At 60.0% G+C, this 16,895-nt stretch carries 18 protein-coding genes; 7 read left to right on the forward strand and 11 right to left on the reverse strand.

The genetic code is table 11. The features are described 5' to 3' along the window. Positions 1 to 178: 178 nt before the first annotated feature. The 5 genes from ACQE3D_RS19535 to ACQE3D_RS19555 form a co-directional block, all read right to left on the reverse strand. Entirely contained in the window at positions 179 to 595 is a 417-nt protein-coding gene (locus ACQE3D_RS19535; protein ID WP_313730815.1) for a hypothetical protein, read from the reverse strand. A 287-nt stretch (positions 596 to 882) separates the two neighbouring features. Continuing rightward, positions 883 to 2,055, reverse strand: coding sequence for an efflux RND transporter periplasmic adaptor subunit (locus tag ACQE3D_RS19540; RefSeq protein ID WP_313730814.1), 1,173 nt, complete (start codon positions 2,053 to 2,055; stop codon positions 883 to 885). Next, the gene (locus ACQE3D_RS19545; RefSeq protein ID WP_313730813.1) at positions 2,052 to 3,479 is read right to left on the reverse strand and encodes an efflux transporter outer membrane subunit; all 1,428 of its coding nucleotides are present in this window, start codon (positions 3,477 to 3,479) and stop codon (positions 2,052 to 2,054) included. Before ACQE3D_RS19545 ends, ACQE3D_RS19540 begins: the two co-directional genes overlap by 4 nt. Next, positions 3,476 to 5,038 carry a DHA2 family efflux MFS transporter permease subunit gene (locus tag ACQE3D_RS19550; protein WP_313730811.1) on the reverse strand — a complete coding sequence of 521 codons (1,563 nt, stop codon included), beginning with the start codon at positions 5,036 to 5,038 and terminating at the stop codon, positions 3,476 to 3,478. The genes ACQE3D_RS19545 and ACQE3D_RS19550 overlap by 4 nt, the downstream gene beginning before the upstream one ends. An 8-nt stretch (positions 5,039 to 5,046) precedes the next feature. Beyond that, complete coding sequence (locus tag ACQE3D_RS19555) at positions 5,047 to 5,793, reverse strand: hypothetical protein (protein ID WP_313730810.1); 747 nt, start codon at positions 5,791 to 5,793, stop codon at positions 5,047 to 5,049. Positions 5,794 to 6,028: 235 nt separating this feature from the next. Here ACQE3D_RS19555 and ACQE3D_RS19560 point away from each other — a divergent pair, with 235 nt between their 5' ends. Beyond that, the gene (locus ACQE3D_RS19560) at positions 6,029 to 6,907 is read left to right on the forward strand and encodes a LysR family transcriptional regulator (RefSeq protein WP_064029616.1); all 879 of its coding nucleotides are present in this window, start codon (positions 6,029 to 6,031) and stop codon (positions 6,905 to 6,907) included. Here the strand turns inward: ACQE3D_RS19560 and ACQE3D_RS19565 are convergent. Further along, entirely contained in the window at positions 6,904 to 7,887 is a 984-nt protein-coding gene (locus ACQE3D_RS19565) for a 2Fe-2S iron-sulfur cluster-binding protein (protein WP_313730808.1), read from the reverse strand. The genes ACQE3D_RS19560 and ACQE3D_RS19565 overlap by 4 nt on opposite strands. Before the next feature lie 8 nt (positions 7,888 to 7,895). Further along, positions 7,896 to 8,273, reverse strand: a complete 378-nt coding sequence (locus ACQE3D_RS19570) for a group I truncated hemoglobin (protein WP_313730806.1) — start codon at positions 8,271 to 8,273, stop codon at positions 7,896 to 7,898. 246 nt (positions 8,274 to 8,519) lie between these two features. On the opposite strand from ACQE3D_RS19570, the gene ACQE3D_RS19575 reads away from it, so the two are divergent. From ACQE3D_RS19575 to lipA, 6 genes are all read left to right on the forward strand, one after another. Beyond that, complete coding sequence (locus ACQE3D_RS19575) at positions 8,520 to 9,146, forward strand: helix-turn-helix transcriptional regulator (RefSeq protein ID WP_071160485.1); 627 nt, start codon at positions 8,520 to 8,522, stop codon at positions 9,144 to 9,146. Positions 9,147 to 9,243: 97 nt separating this feature from the next. After that, positions 9,244 to 10,407: a D-alanyl-D-alanine carboxypeptidase family protein gene (locus tag ACQE3D_RS19580; protein ID WP_064029622.1), complete on the forward strand. Its 1,164-nt coding sequence runs from the start codon at positions 9,244 to 9,246 to the stop codon at positions 10,405 to 10,407. After that, entirely contained in the window at positions 10,404 to 11,243 is an 840-nt protein-coding gene (locus ACQE3D_RS19585; protein ID WP_313730804.1) for a D-amino acid aminotransferase, read from the forward strand. Before ACQE3D_RS19580 ends, ACQE3D_RS19585 begins: the two co-directional genes overlap by 4 nt. Beyond that, on the forward strand, positions 11,240 to 11,506 hold the full coding sequence (locus ACQE3D_RS19590; protein WP_064029626.1) for a YbeD family protein: 267 nt from the start codon (positions 11,240 to 11,242) through the stop codon (positions 11,504 to 11,506). The genes ACQE3D_RS19585 and ACQE3D_RS19590 overlap by 4 nt, the downstream gene beginning before the upstream one ends. Positions 11,507 to 11,510: 4 nt before the next feature. Next, on the forward strand, positions 11,511 to 12,119 hold the full coding sequence (lipB, locus tag ACQE3D_RS19595; RefSeq protein ID WP_313730801.1) for a lipoyl(octanoyl) transferase LipB: 609 nt from the start codon (positions 11,511 to 11,513) through the stop codon (positions 12,117 to 12,119). Then, positions 12,116 to 13,093 carry a lipoyl synthase gene (gene lipA / locus ACQE3D_RS19600; RefSeq protein ID WP_313730800.1) on the forward strand — a complete coding sequence of 326 codons (978 nt, stop codon included), beginning with the start codon at positions 12,116 to 12,118 and terminating at the stop codon, positions 13,091 to 13,093. The genes lipB and lipA overlap by 4 nt, the downstream gene beginning before the upstream one ends. 146 nt (positions 13,094 to 13,239) lie before the next feature. Here lipA and ACQE3D_RS19605 read toward each other — a convergent pair whose 3' ends face one another. The 4 genes from ACQE3D_RS19605 to ACQE3D_RS19620 all read right to left on the reverse strand — a co-directional run bounded on the left by ACQE3D_RS19605 (position 13,240) and on the right by ACQE3D_RS19620 (position 16,885). Next, positions 13,240 to 13,671 carry an RNA-binding protein gene (locus ACQE3D_RS19605; RefSeq protein ID WP_168032560.1) on the reverse strand — a complete coding sequence of 144 codons (432 nt, stop codon included), beginning with the start codon at positions 13,669 to 13,671 and terminating at the stop codon, positions 13,240 to 13,242. A gap of 522 nt (positions 13,672 to 14,193) precedes the next feature. Beyond that, entirely contained in the window at positions 14,194 to 15,465 is a 1,272-nt protein-coding gene (locus ACQE3D_RS19610) for a (Fe-S)-binding protein (RefSeq protein ID WP_313730798.1), read from the reverse strand. A 1-nt stretch (position 15,466) separates the two neighbouring features. After that, positions 15,467 to 15,919, reverse strand: a complete 453-nt coding sequence (locus tag ACQE3D_RS19615; RefSeq protein ID WP_071160493.1) for a hypothetical protein — start codon at positions 15,917 to 15,919, stop codon at positions 15,467 to 15,469. 3 nt (positions 15,920 to 15,922) lie between these two features. Beyond that, a complete protein-coding gene (locus ACQE3D_RS19620) occupies positions 15,923 to 16,885 on the reverse strand; it encodes a DUF364 domain-containing protein (protein ID WP_281021238.1) in 963 nt (320 codons plus the stop codon). Positions 16,886 to 16,895 lie beyond the last annotated feature (10 nt).

Genomic DNA, 16,895 nt, shown 5'->3' on the forward strand with positions numbered 1-16,895 from the left:
TCGGCCACAAAATCCACCCCGAAAACTAAAACCTCCAGCCCGAAACCGTTTTTCCGGCCAAGCCGAATCGCGTTGAGCAATTCGATCAGACTGACTCGACAACCTCAAATGCGCTAGGCTGGCGTCCATCACGGCGCCAGTGGCCGCGAGCCAGTCGCAAGACTTAGCCGAGCGAGCCTTAATTGATCGCGTGTTGCCGATCGGGAAACAACGCAAGCACCATTGTCAGATGCTCCGGCGCATCGAACAAAATGCTTCTCTCGGCGAAAAAGTCGCCGGCGGCTTCAATCGCATCTAGCATCACCGCAACCACGTAACGCTCGGCGTGAGACGAAGCCACCATTTTCTCGGGCACCGCCGCTTCGACCCGCAAAACCTGCATCGACTCGTCGAAAGAATGCAAGCGCAAGCCGTCGAAATCGGCTTTTTCGACCCGGCTCGGCAGCATAAACACAATATCCACGACCGGCATGCGCTTCTGCAGATGATGCTCGCGCAGTCCGGCCAGATCGATGGCAACTTTGGTAATGGCCTTGGCGATCGCGCTGTCTTCCAGCGCGCGGTCCGGCATCATGGAGGCAATATGTAAGGTCATGGCACACTCTCGACAATGGATGGTAAACCCATTCAGCAAAAGCCGTTCCAAATTGTAGGCGATCTCTGAAAATAGGCGAACCGACCGTCGCGGCCCAGCATTGCCCGGCACTTCCTGCCCAAATCCGAGTCTTTCGCGAACGCCAGATTGTGCCAAAGCCAACAAAGTCGGGCGAAGCTGCTATTCGAGCAACGACACCCGACCACGCATGGAGCTACCCATAGAGAACAGCTCAATGCCTTTTTGTAATCTCGCCGATGCCTTGCCAAACCAATACACCCCATTTGCTACCACCGGTTAGCCGCGACAATCGACGCGATCGCATCTTCCACCCCGGCTAACTCGTCGTCGTAAACCGTGGTTCTATACTCGACGGCAGTCGTATCGACCAGCGATTGTCCGGGAGTTTGACGATCATCGGCAACCAATTCGATTCGAGTCAGCGTCGACAATCCCGGCTGTAGCGGCCGCTCGGCCAGTTCCACGCTGTCCAGGACCACCCGGACCGGCACCCGCTCGGCGACATGAATGAAATTGCCGGTCGCGTTATCGGCCGGCAATAACGCAAACACGCTGCCGGTACCCGGCAGCAAACCCTCCACGCGACCGTGATAAAGCCGGTCCGGATAGGCATCGACCCGGATTTCGGCCTGCAGACCCGGACGAATGCCGGCTATGCGGTTTTCCGGCACATTGGCCTCGACCCACAAACGATCCACGGCCACGATGGTCAATAACGCGATGCCCGGTTGAACGCTATCGCCAACCCTCGCCTTACGTTTGGCGACGACACCTGCGACGGGCGCGCGGACTTCCCGACGCCGGTACTCCAAATAAGCACGACGCAAGCGTTGCTTGGCTAATTCGACGGCAGGATGCTCGGCAATGTCGGTGGTTCCGAGTTGCGCCGCCAATTCGGTTTGTTCCGCGCCGACTTCGAACTCCGCCGCTTCCAGCTCGCGGATTTTATCTTCGGCATTTTGCACTTGCTGTTCGGATACCGCGCCCTCGTCAATCGCCAAACGCATACGGTTGAGGTCGTGACGGACCGCCGCCAATGCCGCGCCGCGCACCGCCAAGCGTTGGCGCAAGGTGTCCCGCTTCGCCGCCAATGCCGCGATCCGCCGAACCGCATCCGCCAACTCAGCCTCGGCTTGACGCAAGCCGATTTCGGCATGCCGGCCATCCAGCCTGACCAACAACTGACCGGCCGCCACCGCTTGCGTGTCCTCGGCCAATATCTCCACCACGGTGCCCGCCGTTTGCGCCTCGACCCCAACCACATGACCGGCGACAAAAGCATCGTCGGTACTCACCCAGTGTCTATCCAGCCACCAGCCGCGCGCGGCATAAGCCGATGCAACCGTTACGCAAGCGATCAAGGTCCACCGCAAGCGCCGATTGCGCCGATTGCGCCGACTCAGGGCCGCTCGGGGACCGAGTCTGGGGATTTCGCTCATCGGCCAACCGACAGGACTTGGTCTTCCTGAAAACCGCCGCCCAAGGCTTCGCACAACGCGACAACCGCCTTAGCCCGCGCCGCTTGCGCCGTGGCAATTCGCCAGTGCAGCCTATCGACGACAACGGCGGCCTGAAGCGGGCCGGCGGCATCGCTTAAGCCCGTTTGCCGCAAAATGTCGGCCACTCGCTTGGTCCGTTCCGCATCCGCTAGGTTTTGGACTAGCGCTTCAGCGGTGGCGAGCGCCTCACGGCCACGACTCACGGCATCGACGACCTCGCGCGCCGCCGTCGACAATGTCGCATTGTAAAACTCGACCGCCGCGTCGTAACCAGCCTCGCTATCGGCCAAATTAGCGCGCAGCCGACCACCTTCGAACAGCGGGAATGTCAACGACGGCCCGACCGCGTACGCCAGACTCGAACCGTGGAATACCACGTCGGTCAGGCTAACGCTATGCAAGCCCGCCAAGCCGATCAAATTCACGTCCGGATAAAACTCGGTTTGGGCGACATGCACGGCTTCCGCAGCCGCCTCGGCACGTAACCGCGCCGCGCTGACATCGGGTCGGCGCGCCAACAAATGCAACGGCAAATCGGCCGGCAAACCCGGCCAAGCCGGCGCCGCATGCTCGACACGAATATCCGCCCCCCAATCCGGGCCGCGTCCGGCCAACGCCGCCAGCAAATGCCGCCCGAGTTCGACCGAAGCGCCAGCCGCCGCCAAGCTCGCCTCGGATTCGCCGAGGTCTATTTGCGTGTTCAGCCAGAGCGCATCGCCGCTCAAACCGCTGTCGCGCCGACGGGCCTCCAGGACCAGCAACCGCCGGCGACTGTCCAGCAAGCGTTCGCCGACCAAACGTTGTTGCTCGGCCGCGACCAAGTCGAAATAGGCTCGGGCCACGCTACCCGCCAACATTAACCGGGCGTCCGTCAATTCAGCGGCGCTAGCTAATGCGCCGTCCACGGCCTGTTGCAATTCGGCGCGATCCCTACCCCAAAGATCCAGGTGATACCGTAAAACCACGGGATCGATTAATAATTGCCGAAACTGCTCGCCGGCCAGTTTCGCCTGAACGCTGTTGGCCGAAAACCGCTGAGCACTGAAAGCGACATTGGCGCTCACGGTCGGATAGAGCGCCGCGGCCTGACCGTCGACCAGCGCCCGCGCCTGCCGCAAACGAGCGGCGGCAACACCCAGGTCGGGATTGTCCGCCAACGCTGTTTCGATCAGCCGATTCAGTTCCGGACTGCCGAATTGGCGCCACCAGTCCGATACCGGCCAAGCGCCGGTTTGCGCATCTCGCAAGGTTTGCGTCATCGGCGGGAGCGAAATTTTCTCGGCGGCCGGCCGGGAATCGCCAAACCGGGCGCATCCGCCCAACCCCGCTAGCGCAACGATCCAAACCCAGCCGGCGAGTTTCACGCGTTTTCCTCCATGACCGCTGCCTCGCGACCGTCGCGCCAATCGGCCAGCGCCGAGCGCACCCGCGTCGGCCGCGCCAGCCAGACCAGCGCCGTCAAGATCGCAAAGCCGCAACCGGCTAGCCAAAACGCATCGTCGATACCCTGGATCGCCGCTTGCCGCGCGGCGGCTTTCGCCAGCCTGGCCAAGCCCCGATCGTCGGTATAGCCTGCGGCCCGCCACCACGACGCGGCCCGTTCGGCGGCCACGCTATCGGTTCCCAAGCGCTCAGCGTAATGAACGGCATGTAGCGGCGCGCGCCGATAAAGTACGCAAGCTTGCAAGGTAATACCGATCGCGCCGGCCGCGATGCGTAGCGCGCCGGCCAATTCCAGCGCGGCGGCGTGACGCCGCGCCGGTAAATCGTGCAGCATCAGCGCGGTTAACGGCACGAAGAATCCGCCCAAGCAGGCGCCTTCCAGCAATTTCGGCCCCAACAGCGTCGCGAAAGCCGCGCTATCGTCGAAGCGGCTCAACCAAAAATAGCACACCGAAAATCCGGCCAGACTCAAGCTCGCGAGCCAACGGGCGTCCACGCGCTTGACGATTTCATACATCACCGCCGCGACCGGTTTGGCGAAAACCGCCATCGGCAAGAAAACCAGGCCGGCCAACCACGACGAGTAGCCCAAATTCAGCTGCAATTGCACAATCAGCAGCGACAACAATCCCTGGAACCCCAAAAACCCGGCGCACAATACCGTCAATCCAATCGCGAAATTGCGATGGGTCAATAGCCGTAAATCCAGATAAGGTCGGCGAGTTGAGCGCGCCCGTCCTATCCAGACCGCGAATGCCAACAACGTCGCCAGCCCTAAGACGATTTGCGAATCGGCCCGCCACCAATCGACGTCGTTGCCGCGATTCAATAAAGTCTGTAAACCGAACCAGGCCGTAACGCAACTCGCCAACCCCAGCCCATCTAAGCGCAACCGGGCAACGGCTACCTTGCGCTGGTATAGCAAGGCCGCGACCAGGCCGGCAATGCTCAACGCGATCGGCACATTCGCCCAAAACAGGCAGCGCCACCCCCATTCGTCGGCGATCCAGCCGCCGATCGGCGGCCCCAGGCTGAACGGCGTCAGCGTAAATACACTCCAGACGCCGACACCGACCGACTTTCCGCGCGCTGGATATTCGTTCAACAGCAAAGTCTGCCCGGCCGGCAGCGAAATGCCGCCACAAACGCCGAGTAAAATTCGCGCTGCCAGATAGCGCGCGTAGCCGTCCGCCGCGGCGCACAACCAGGATGCAACGGCAAAACCGACCAAGGCCGTCACCAGCACCCGGTAGTCGCCGACGCGTCTGACCAGCCAAGCGCCCAACGGATAAGCCAGCGCCAGTGCCATCATGTAGTCGGTCTGGGTCCAGGTTGCTTCGCTGGGCGCGATACCCAAACCGCCGGCGACGCGCGGCAACATGGCGATGTAGGCCCCGGCATTGAAAATCACCAGCGCATGCGCCAACCCCAAACAGGCGTTGAATAAACCGAAGCGCCATCCCCGCAGGCGTCTTAACATGCGCCCGCTCATCGCGGCCCGCCGGAACCGGCCGGCAACCCGTCGTCGAGTAACGCGCCACCCAGTTTTAGCGTCGCGCTCTTGAAGGCCGCACCGTCCAAGGTTAACGAGGCGCGCGCTTGCGGATCGACCAAGGTACGTTCCGAGCTACCGCGCCCGGTCACCCGCCCGCTGGCCGGATCGATCCATTTCCATAACAAACGCAGCGACAATTGATCGTCGAAGGTTCGCCAGCCCAACATGCCCAATTCCAACACTTTGTCGGCGACGCCAACAGGGTAGACGGCGGCCGGCGCGGCGTACCACGCCTGGATCGCGGCGCGCCAGCGCGCCGGATCGGCGGTTTCCGGAGCCAGCGGCAAGGCGGCGATTGCACCCGCAACGTTGGCGTAGACACCTTGCGCGCGCAAGGTCAGCGCGGCCCGCTCGGCCAGGGCCGGCAGCGGCGACCAATCCGGGCCGGACGACGCGATCGCGTCGTCGCCGGTGAGCGCACCGCTGGTTAAAATCCCGCCGGGCAAGCGAAACGCCGCCCGGTGAACCGGGAAGTCCAAGGCTTGATGACGAATCTGGCGGTAAGCCGGTTGACGTTGTTCGATCAGGTCTGGCCAGACCTCCAGAGGCGGCGCTTGCAACGGCACGACCAACACCGAAACCGGCGCCACGCCCGAATCCGCCGCCTGCTTCGGGCTGGTCGCCGCGCAGCCGGCGGCCAGCCACAATCCGGCAAGCGCCGATGCGGCCCGGATAATCACGGTTTGACTCCCTGTTTTACAACGTCGCCCAGGCGCGTTCCCGCGTGGGGCCATAGCTTCTAAATCGGACATATCGACTTCCCCCAGAGTATTAGCAATCGCGGGACGTAAAAAGCACTCAGCCAAATAACAGCGAATCGCTTTCTATTCGACGGTGACCCACTATAAAAAGCCGCATAACATTAGACAAGCGAATTTAATTGGACTTTAATATCGAAAACTTAAATATAAAGACATGGATCTCGACCAAATCAAGACTTTCTTAAGCGTGGCCGCCCACGGTAGTTTTCAGGCAGCGGCCGGGCATTTGTACGTCACCCAATCGACGGTCAGCATCCGCATTCAGCGTTTGGAAGCCGAGTTGGGCGCCGCGTTGTTCGTGCGCAACCGCGCCGGCGCCGCGCTGACTAGCCAAGGCCAGCGATTTCTGCCACATGCGCAAAGCCTATTACTGACCTTCGAACAAGCCCGCCACGACATCGGCCTACCCAGCCGGTTTCGAGCCAGCATCGCGATCGGCGCCCGCGTCGGGCTGTGGCAAGCGGTGCTGCCGGATTGGATAGGCGAGATACGCCGGACGATTCCGGACATCGCGATCCGCGGCGAAATCGGTTTCGAAGACGACTTGATGCGCGGCCTGATCCAGGGCCGCATCGATATCGGCATGATGTACACGCCGCAACACAGCGCCGGCCTACTGATCGAGCATTTGTTCGACGAGACCTTGATCTTGCTGGCCAGCGAACCTAATCGCCGCTGGCCCGATCCGGACTACGTCTACGTCGATTGGGGTCCGGCGTTTTATACCAAACACGCCAACTGTTTCCCCGATCTGGAAGGACCGGCCCAGCGCGTTAACATCGGCTGGCTGGCAGCGCAACTGGTGTCGCGTAACGGCGGCTCCTGCTTTCTGCCGGAGCGGATCGCCGCGCCGTTGATCGCGGCCGGCCGCTTGTTTCCACTGGCGAACAGCCCCAGTTTCACTCTACCGGCTTATATGGTGTCCGCCCGCGCCGCCGACCACGACATACTGCGGCAAGTGGTGGACCTACTCCGGGCCGCGGCGCTCCGCGAGCGGCACGGGGACGGCCGCGACCGCGCCGAGCCGGCTTAATCCAAGGTCGGCGATGCGACGTGAAACGCGTCGCTGTGGATATCGGCCAGCGCCGCGCCGCTCAAATAGGCCTGACGCTTGGCGCGATCCACCATGTCGGGATGGCCGCACAAATACACCCGCCAATCGCGCAAACCGGGCAATTCCGCCATTGCCACGTCGTTAGCCCGGCCGGCAGCGATGCCCGACGGCACATCGCCGCGCGACACGCACGGCGTGTAATGGAAATTGGCGTGGGCTCGCGCCAAGTCACGCATTTCATTCAGCCAGTACAGGCCTTCAACGTCCCGGCTACCGTGATACAGCCGAATTTGCCCGCGATGGCCGCTATGCAAGGCTTCCTCGACAATCCCGGCCAGCGGCGCCAAACCGCTGCCGGTACCGATCAGCAACAGATTGGCCGCCGGCGAGTCCGCTAGGTAATAGCAAAAGCCTTGCGGATCGGAAACGTCGATCCGGTCGCCGACCGCCAGCTCGCGATGCGCCCATTCGCTAAAGCGGCCGCCGGCCAAGCGGCGGATATGAAAAGTCAGGCGGGTCGAATTTCGGCTATTGGCGATCGAATAACTGCGGATCAATCCGTCGGCGCGGCGCAAATTGACGAATTGGCCGGCGTAATATGCCAGCGGATGCTCGCATTCCAAAACCAGCCACAGCGTCTGCGCATTCAGATTGCGCTTTTCGACGACCTCCGCCGCAGTGTAGCCCGCCGCCGCGCCACCCAATCCCAAACGCATATCGCGCTCGGGCCGGCACAAACAGGCCAGCAAATAATCTTCACGTTGCAGCGCCGGCTTCAACCCGACTTGCGCGGCGGCGGGCGGCGGGCCGTCTAGACTGCGCACCAGGCAGGCATGGCATACGCCTTGCCGACAACCGTTATCGATCTCGATGCCGTCGCGCAGAAACGCATCCAGCACCGTTTCGCCGGCACCGCACAGTGCCTGGCGGCCGTTGAAGCTAATCTTGATTTCCGCCATCGCCGCGCTCAACGGTTCAACACGTCGCTGCGGGTACTTTCGGCAATCGCCGCGGCTCGTGCAATCAAGTCGGCCGGCACGTTCAATTCCCGCAAGGTTGAGCCCAAGTGTTCCATCACCGCGTCGAAGTGGGTATCGTCCAGGCCCAGTTTTTCGACCAGATGGGCGTGCGCCCGCCTCATGTCGGCACCGTTGTAATGGTTGGGACCGCCGAAAGCCATCGTCAAAAAGGCTTTCTGCTTGGCGGCCTGCTTGTCGATGTCGATGTTGTCGAAGAAGCGGTTGATTCGGTGATCGCTCAACACCTTGCGGTAAAAAATATCGACGGCGGCATTGACGGCCGCTTCGCCACCTAATTGTTCATACAAAGAAATCGCTGCGCTCATGGCATCTCCCGTGGATTGCGTTGATAAAGTCGGGTCGCTCGACCCGGACACAGCATAAACCGGTAAAAATACTTTTACAATATTTTTATGCTTTAAGTATTTTAGGCTGCTCGAGCTAACTTTGGCGGTCGCCATCAAAACATTCGGTTAATTCAATCGTAAGCTCCGCCACGCGCCCACGAGAATCCGGCCATTCACGAGCTAACGCGCTACAATAGTGGCCCGTTTCTCAGCCCGCAAAATTCGATGAACGTTTTAATCGGCTCCCGCCAGGAACAAATTCTGACTCTGTTATTAGATGCGCCTTCGGGCCTGTGCATCGACGAACTGGCGGCCGCGTTGGGGATTTCGCGCAACGCGGTCAAACAGCATCTGGCCGGACTCGAAAAAGACCAACTGATCCGCGAGGCCGCCTGGAACAGCACCGGCGGCCGGCCGTCGCGCAGTTACGGTTTGACCGAGGCCGGCCGAAATCGGCTACCCAAGCAATACGCCTGGTTCAGTACCTTGCTGCTGGACCAACTGCGTAACGAATTGGGCGAAGCCGGTTTACGCCGCTTGATGTGGCGAACCGGCGAAAATCTGGCCGAGACCTTGGCCCCTCGCTTTGCCGGTAAGAGTCTCGCCGAACGCACCGCCGCGCTAGTCGAATTGATGCAGTCGCTGGGTTATCACGCTAACCTGGAGGACGACACCGGCCAAATTAGAGCCATCAACTGCGTCTACCACGACATGGCTCAGCGCCACCCGGAATTGTGCGAGTTCGACCGGGCATTAATCGCAACCTTGCTGGAACGGCCGATCGAGCAAACCGCTTGCATGGCAAAGCAAGATTGCACATGCCGATTCAAGTGCTTGGCGCCGCCGGATTAGCCCAGGGTTCCGGCGCCGAACGGGCTTGCGGTTTTTCGTAGCCGAGCGTCTCGGTGATACAATGGCGCTTTCCCGAACGACTTTTTACCGAGAAATCATGAGACCATCCTTCCGTACGGCCTGCAGCCTGTTGTTTGGGCTGTCGTTAATGCTGACCGTCGCATCGCTGCAAGCCGCCAGTCCGATTTTTACGCCCGCCGCGCCGAGCGTCGCCGCCAGCAGCTATTTCCTGATGGACTTCAACAGCAGCCGGGTGTTGGCCGAAAAAGACCCCGACAAACGCGTCGCGCCGGCCAGTTTGACCAAGATCATGACGGTGTACGTGGTATTCCGCGAGCTTAAGGCCGGTCATTTGACGTTGGACGAAAAAGTCACGATCAGCCAGAACGCCTGGGAAACCGGCGGCTCGAAAATGTTCGTCGAAGTCAACAAGCAGGTGGCGGTCGAGGACTTGCTGCAAGGTGTCGTAATTCAATCGGGCAACGACGCCAGCGTGGCACTGGCCGAACACGTGGCCGGTAGCGAGCAAACTTTCGCGACGATGATGAACGAGCAAGCCAGCCGCCTGGGCATGGCCAACAGCCATTTCGAAAACGCCACCGGCCTGCCCAGTCCCAACCATTACAGTTCGGCGCGCGATCTGGCGCTGCTGGCGCAAGCGGTGATCAAGGAATTTCCGGAATATTACCGCTGGGATTCGCAAAAGGAATTCACGTTCAACGGGATCACCCAACAAAACCGCAACCTGCTACTTTGGCGCGATCCGTCGGTCGACGGCCTGAAAACCGGTTTTACCGACGACGCCGGTTACTGCATGGTCGCTTCGGCCAAACGCGAGGACATGCGGCTGATCTCGGTGGTAATGGGTACCGCCAGCCCGAACGCCCGCTCCAACGAGAGCCAGTCCTTGTTGAACTACGGTTTCCGCTTCTTCGAAACCCATCGTTTGTACGAAGGTAACAAGGCCTTGAGCGAGGCGCGGGTGCGCAAGGGTGTCACCTCGAAATTGCCGGTCGGCTTGGCCGAAGACCTCTACGTCACCGCGCCGCGCAAGCATTTCAGCGAATTGAAAGCCGAAAGCCAGACCGACAAAGCCATCGTCGCGCCGCTGAATAAGGGCGACACGGTCGGTAGCCTGGTAGTGTCGTTGGCCGGCGAAACCGTCGTCAGCAAACCGCTGGTGGCGCTGGAAGCGATAGCCGAGGGCGGCCTGTTCCGGCGTTTGTACGACGCCGCGATCGGTTTATTGGAGAAAGAATGACCCAACTCGTGTATTTGAACGGCGACTATCTGCCGTTGGCCGAAGCCAAGGTGTCGGTATTGGATCGCGGCTTTTTGTTCGGCGACGGCGTTTACGAAGTGATACCGGCCTACGGCGGCAAATTGTTCCGCCTGGAAGACCACATCGTTCGGCTGAATAACAGCCTGGCCGGCATCCGCTTGACGGTGCCGCACGGCGTCGCCGACTGGCAAGCCATCTTCCAGCCGTTGCTGTCGGCCGGCAAGGACCAATACATCTATCTGCAAATCACTCGCGGCTATGCGCCGACCCGCGATCACGGTTTCCCGGAAACCGTGGTGCCGACGGTTTTCGCGATGTGCTCGGAGATCAAGCCGTTTCCAGGCAAGTCGGCCGGTATCAAGGCGATCACGCTGGACGATACCCGCTGGCAGCTTTGCAACATCAAGGCAATCACCCTGCTGGCCAACATTCTGTTACGCCAACAAGCCCTGGATCGGGATTGCGCCGAAGCGATTCTGGTCAAGAACGGATACGTTATCGAAGGCGCCGCCAGCAATCTGTTCGCGGTCATCGACGGCGAATTGATCACGCCGCCCAAATCCAACGAAATCCTGCCGGGCATCACCCGCGACGTGATTCTGGAATTGGCGAGCGCCGACGGCATCCCCTGCCGCGAAGACATCATCGCGCTGGAAGGCCTGCAAACCGCCGAGGAGGTCTGGGTCGCCAGTTCCACCCGGGAAATCCTCGCCGTCGTTGAATTGGACGGCAAACCGATCGGCACCGGCAAGCCAGGGCCGGTTTGGCAACGGCTGGACGATTTACTGCAAACCTATAAAAAGTCGCTGTCATGAGCGAAGCCGATTCCCTGCTGGAATTTCCCTGCCAATTTGCGATTAAGGCGATGGGTAAGAGCCGGGACGACTTCGACGCAATCGTCGTCGAGATCGTCCGCCGCCACGTCGAAGACATTCGCGAAGGCGCGGTCACTAGCCGGCCGAGCAAAGGCGGCAATTACACCGCAGTCACCGTCGTCATCGAGGCCACCAGCCGCGGCCAACTGGACGCGATTTACCTGGATTTGACCGCCTGTCCCGACGTGTTGATGGCGCTGTAAGCCGGTGAATGCAAGCCTGCAACACTTGGGCCGGCGCGACTACGCATCGGTCTGGCGGGACATGCAAAACTACACCGCCGAGCGCGACTGCGCCAGTCCGGACCAGATCTGGATCGTCGAGCATCCGCCGGTCTACACATTGGGCCTGAACGGCAAGCGCGAACACCTACTGCGCGAGACGGCGATTCCAGTCATTGCCTGCGATCGCGGCGGCCAGATCACCTACCACGGCCCCGGCCAACTGATCGTGTACCTGTTGGCCGATCTGCGCAGGCTGAGTCTAGGCCCAAGGCAGGTGGTCAGTTTATTGGAACAAGCCGTCATCGTCACGCTAAGCCAATACGGTATTTCGGCCTCGGCCCGCGCCGACGCCCCCGGCGTCTACGTTGACGGCCGCAAAATCGCGTCGTTGGGCCTGCGCATCAAACGCGGCTGCTGCTATCACGGCTTGAGCCTGAACAACGACATGGACTTGGCACCGTTCCGCGACATCAATCCCTGCGGCTACCCGAATTTGCCGGTTACCCAACTGGCCGATTTGGGGGTTAAGATAAGCACCGACGAACTGGCCGTTCCGATAGTTCACCAATTACTTCAGGCGATAGAATCATGACGCTGAACGCCCCTTCCCGCTCCACGCCCGCAACCCACCAACGCAATGCCGATAAATTGTCGCGGATTCCGATCAAGGTCGAAACGACCGGCGAAGTATTGCGCAAACCGGATTGGATCCGGGTCAAGCTACCGGCCGGCGATCAGGTCAACCGGATAAAGCAGACCCTGCGCGCCAACCGTCTCCACACGGTGTGCGAGGAAGCGGCCTGCCCGAATCTGGGCGAATGCTTCAGCCACGGCACCGCTACTTTCATGATCATGGGCGATCTGTGTACCCGGCGTTGCCCGTTCTGCGACGTAGCCCACGGCAAACCGCAAGCGTTGGACGCCGAGGAACCGGCGCATCTGGCCGATACCATCGCCGCGATGGCGTTGAAGTACGTGGTCATCACCTCGGTGAACCGCGACGACTTGCGCGACGGCGGCGCCGGCCACTTTGCCGCCTGTATTGCCGAGGTGCGCCGGCGATCCCCCGCCACCGTTGTGGAAGTGTTGGTCCCCGATTTTCGCGGACGGGTCGGTAAAGCCCTGCAGATCTTGGCCGCGCAACCCTGCGATGTGTTCAACCACAATTTGGAAACCGTGCCGCGCCTGTATCAGCAAGCCCGGCCCGGCGCCGATTACCAGGGATCGTTGGAACTGCTAAAGCTGCATCGAGAACATCTGCCGCAGGTGCCGACCAAATCCGGCCTGATGTTGGGCATCGGCGAAACCGAAGCGGAGATTTTGGCGGTGCTGGACGATTTGTTGGCGCACGGTTGCAGCATGCTGACGCTGGGTCAGTATTTGCAGCCCAGCAAGGACCATTTGCCGGTCCAGGCCTATATCCATCCGGACCAATTTCAAACCTACGCAGAAATCGCCACCGAAATGGGCTTCAAACAAGTAGCCAGCGCGCCGTTGGTGCGTTCGTCCTACCACGCCGACCTGCAAGCCGCCGGCATCGTCGGAGTATGCGAGCAAGCCCCCTAGGTTAGTGCCATGCGTTAAGCTTGAATTTATCGGACGTTGCTAATCTGGATCGAGGCGCCCGTACCGCGTTCCGCTGCCCCTACCCCTCTGGCTTCGGAATGCTCCTTACGCGGCGCCTCACTAATCTCCCTGCATATTCTACCGAGTCACGCCGGCAACATATCGTCCTGGTAATGGAAGACATTGGATAAATCGATGTGGATTTCGATCCGATCGCCCCGCCGCCGATCAATGCCGCGCTGCTGATAGCCGGCCGACGCTTCCAACAAGCGCCTATCGTTGTTAAGATCCCTATGCACATACGGCCTGATCGACACGCAAGTATTGCTGAAGGGTTTGCCGGACAGGTTTTGAATCGCCAACATGCCGCTGGCCCGCGAATCGACGAAAACCAGACCGTGGTGCTCCAGACCATTGGTTTGCTTATCCCGAATCACCATCACCTCGGCTTTCAAAACCCGACCGGACGCCTGATCTCCACCGTTCGTAAACGCCGAAAACACGTAATCGTGTAACTCGTTGGGTCGAGTATTCGCAGGAATATCCTTTAAAAACAAAATCATAATCACTGTCTGCATCGTAACTGGAATCGACGTGGAACTAAAATGCGCATCTTCCCTAAAGGATTGCGCCGCCACATACATCTTAGCCGACGCTCGTTACGCGACAAATCAGGCTCCTGTTCTTACCGCCGGCACGAAACGGCAGGCAAAAAAACGGGCCGGACAGAGAGTCCAACCCGCGCGGCGGCTGTCCGTGCGCCAAACGTTCCACCCAGGAACGATTTTTAAAACAGACTCTGAAGAAGCAGCTTGTATCTCGATCGGCGGATACCGCACCATCCTGACCAAATCGCCTGGCAGCGCTACCATTCAACATGATTCGCCGACAACCGCGCCTCGCAAACTTCCAGCCTGACGCGATCATAGCGGCATCGGCGACCGACCGCAAGCCCAAAATTACTCTGAAAGGCGTTGGGCGAGTTACGGACATCCCTGCGTCGGAACGCCATCAACCGCGGCTAAAGCCCCTCGCGCGCTCATATTTTTCGAAAAGCCTTTCACGACCGTTAGGTTAGAACTCTACAAGACATCTTGAGTTTAGATGCGATCGGCGAGGAGTTGCAGCGGATGAAGCACTCTGGAGCCTGCGGGCTGCCCGGCGTTCAGATAAAAACCACAGCCAAAGTTGGCGCTGACTACGACATCGGCTCCGGATCCGGCCATCGCCAGACGCTTGGCGGCCCGCAACGATTCGGCGTTTTCGGGATGACTGAGCATATAAGTACCGCCGGCACCACAGCATAACTGATTGTCGGCCAACGCTTCCAGATTGACGCCTGGAATCTTGCGCAACAAGGCATACACGCTCTGACTATTCTTCAACACATTGCGTTGACTGCAGGGTTCATGGACCGCCACGTTCAGATTGGAAGCCGCCAGTTGCAGATCTTCCGGCCAATGCGCCAACAAAAACTCGTTGATGTCGATCAAATGCTTGGTAAACCAACCGGATGTCTCGGAATCTCCGCCTTGATATTCGGTCAACATAGCCCCGCAGCCGCTGGCTGAGTATATAACCGCTTCGACTTCCAGCGCGTAAAACGCGGCGATGTTGGCTTCCATCATCGATTCCGCCGGCAAGCCGTTGTGCTGATGAATCGCGCCGCAACAACCCTGCTCTTCCGGCACCACGACCTCATAACCGAGCCTATTCAGTAACTTGATGCCCGCAACCTGGACCGGACGATCGAAATGTTCGGCCAAACAACCGGTAAACAGCGCTACCCTGCCCCGATATTTGATGCGACGCTCAACCGGATAAATCCCGGCCAGTCCGACCAAGGACGGCTCGCAAACCAAGGCTTCGGCCGCTCCCAAACCGAGTTTCGCCAACAGTCCGCTGGCGCGTAGCGGTTTCTGCAAACCGGAGCGTAAATACAGCGTGACGAATGGCAGCAACAGTGCCCGGGCGTGCTTGCGTTCGATCAAGCGCAACCCCAGCCGTGCCAACCAAGACGGCCTCGCCGTCGCGCGCAATTTGGCTTGGGCCCGGTCGAACAATGTCCCATAACTCATTCGGCTGGGACAAACGGTCTCGCACGTCCGGCACTGAACGCAATCGTTGAGTTGCGCGAGTTCTTCGACGCCAACGCCGGCGTCGTCGGCCAATATTTTGGCGATGGTACGCACCCGGCGGCGCGGTGTCTGTTCGTCCACCTGGAATAAGCGAAACGTCGGACAGGTACTGACGCACATACCGCAGCGCATGCATTCGCTGGCTTCGGGAATATAAGGACCGGTCGACGGCGGTGATGCGTCCGCGGAACCGTCGCTAGCCGAGTCGAAGCCGAAATCCTGAAAGTCGAACATATTAGCCCTCCATCATTTTTACGTACGCGCGGCGCAGCAACTCCATTTCCGCCGGCGGCCGACCGCGCAATTCCGGTAAGGTGCGAAATTTGCAGTTACGACTTTCCATTAATAGATGCGGCGGGTCGAGCAGCGTGAAACGCGCCATATACACCGTAATCACGCCACCGGGCGCATCGACTTGCTCGGCGAAACCGGCTTCGATCCGCAGCAAATCGTTGTCCAATTGCAGAGTCTGATTGGCCGTGCTCAGCAACATCGCCGGATGCACGCTCACCTTGCCGGCCGGCGCGTCTTCATCTTCCTCCAACGCTTCGGACAGTGGCGGCAACGGTTCCGGAAAGAACACACTTCCGGAGGCTTGCTGCAGGAATAATGTCAAGGCGCTGATGTCGCCTTTATAAAACAGCAACAGGCGGTGGTTTTCGAACGGGTCGGCGAGCGATTCGATCATGGCTTAGATGGTGGCCTGGCTGTCCCACAAGGTTTTATAGCTGGAATCCAGCCGCGACAGGCGGTTATTGAGTCGATCCAGCAACGGGTAATCCGGAAAGCGGGACCGGTTGCCGCTAGCGTACCAGCTATCCATTGCCGCCGTCAGTCGGTTTTTCTCGTCAAAACAATCGGCAATCTGCTGTTTCAACCAAGCCAGGCTATGATTCGGCAATAATTCCATCACCCGATAGCGCAAACCGTTGTTGAAAATCCGCACCCCCCCGCCCTGAGCAGCGGTATGGTATAGCACCTCCGGGTCGACGATCTCGGCTCCGGCCAGGTAATCGATACCAAATTCGTGCAGTTGCGGCAGCCACGGCACGGTCGGCCCCATTAACACCGTCGTGGCATGGCAAGCCAGCTCCGCCAGTCGCGGAAACGTTTTGTTCGGGATGGAACTGGCGGTCAAAAACACCCAATCGGCCTGCGGCAACAGAAATTCGCACGCGGAATCCGGCAAATCGCTGGCGGCCGGCTGGCGCTCCAGTACCGTCAACTGCATCTGCTCCTGATACCGTTCGATGCCAGGGTAACGGCCGATCACGACCACTTTCTTGCCTTTCAAGCGCGGGAGAAAATAATCGAACACCGCCAGGTTAGCGTATTCGGCGTGACCTTCCAATGCCAGCGAATCCGGTAGCGGTCTGGCGTTGACGCTGGCGTTGATCGCCGCCATCGCCACGGTCGCCTTATACGGCTCCCACTCGGTAATCCAAGCGGCCAGATCGATGATCGGCTTGCCGCATAAGGTGCCGGACCAATTCAGCGTCCGCGTGGCGTGCCCCGGCGTCATCGCCAAACCGGTAGTCGCATCGCCCCTGCCGCGACATAGCGTCCAAACCAGACCTATCATCAACTCGTCGACCACCGCATCGCCACCGCAATGATCCAGCAGCAACTCGTACAGGTACTTAGGGTTGCCCATCGCCCCCCCC

The organism is Methylomonas sp. MS20 (assembly GCF_050275925.1).
GTDB classification, from domain to species: domain Bacteria; phylum Pseudomonadota; class Gammaproteobacteria; order Methylococcales; family Methylomonadaceae; genus Methylomonas; species Methylomonas koyamae_A.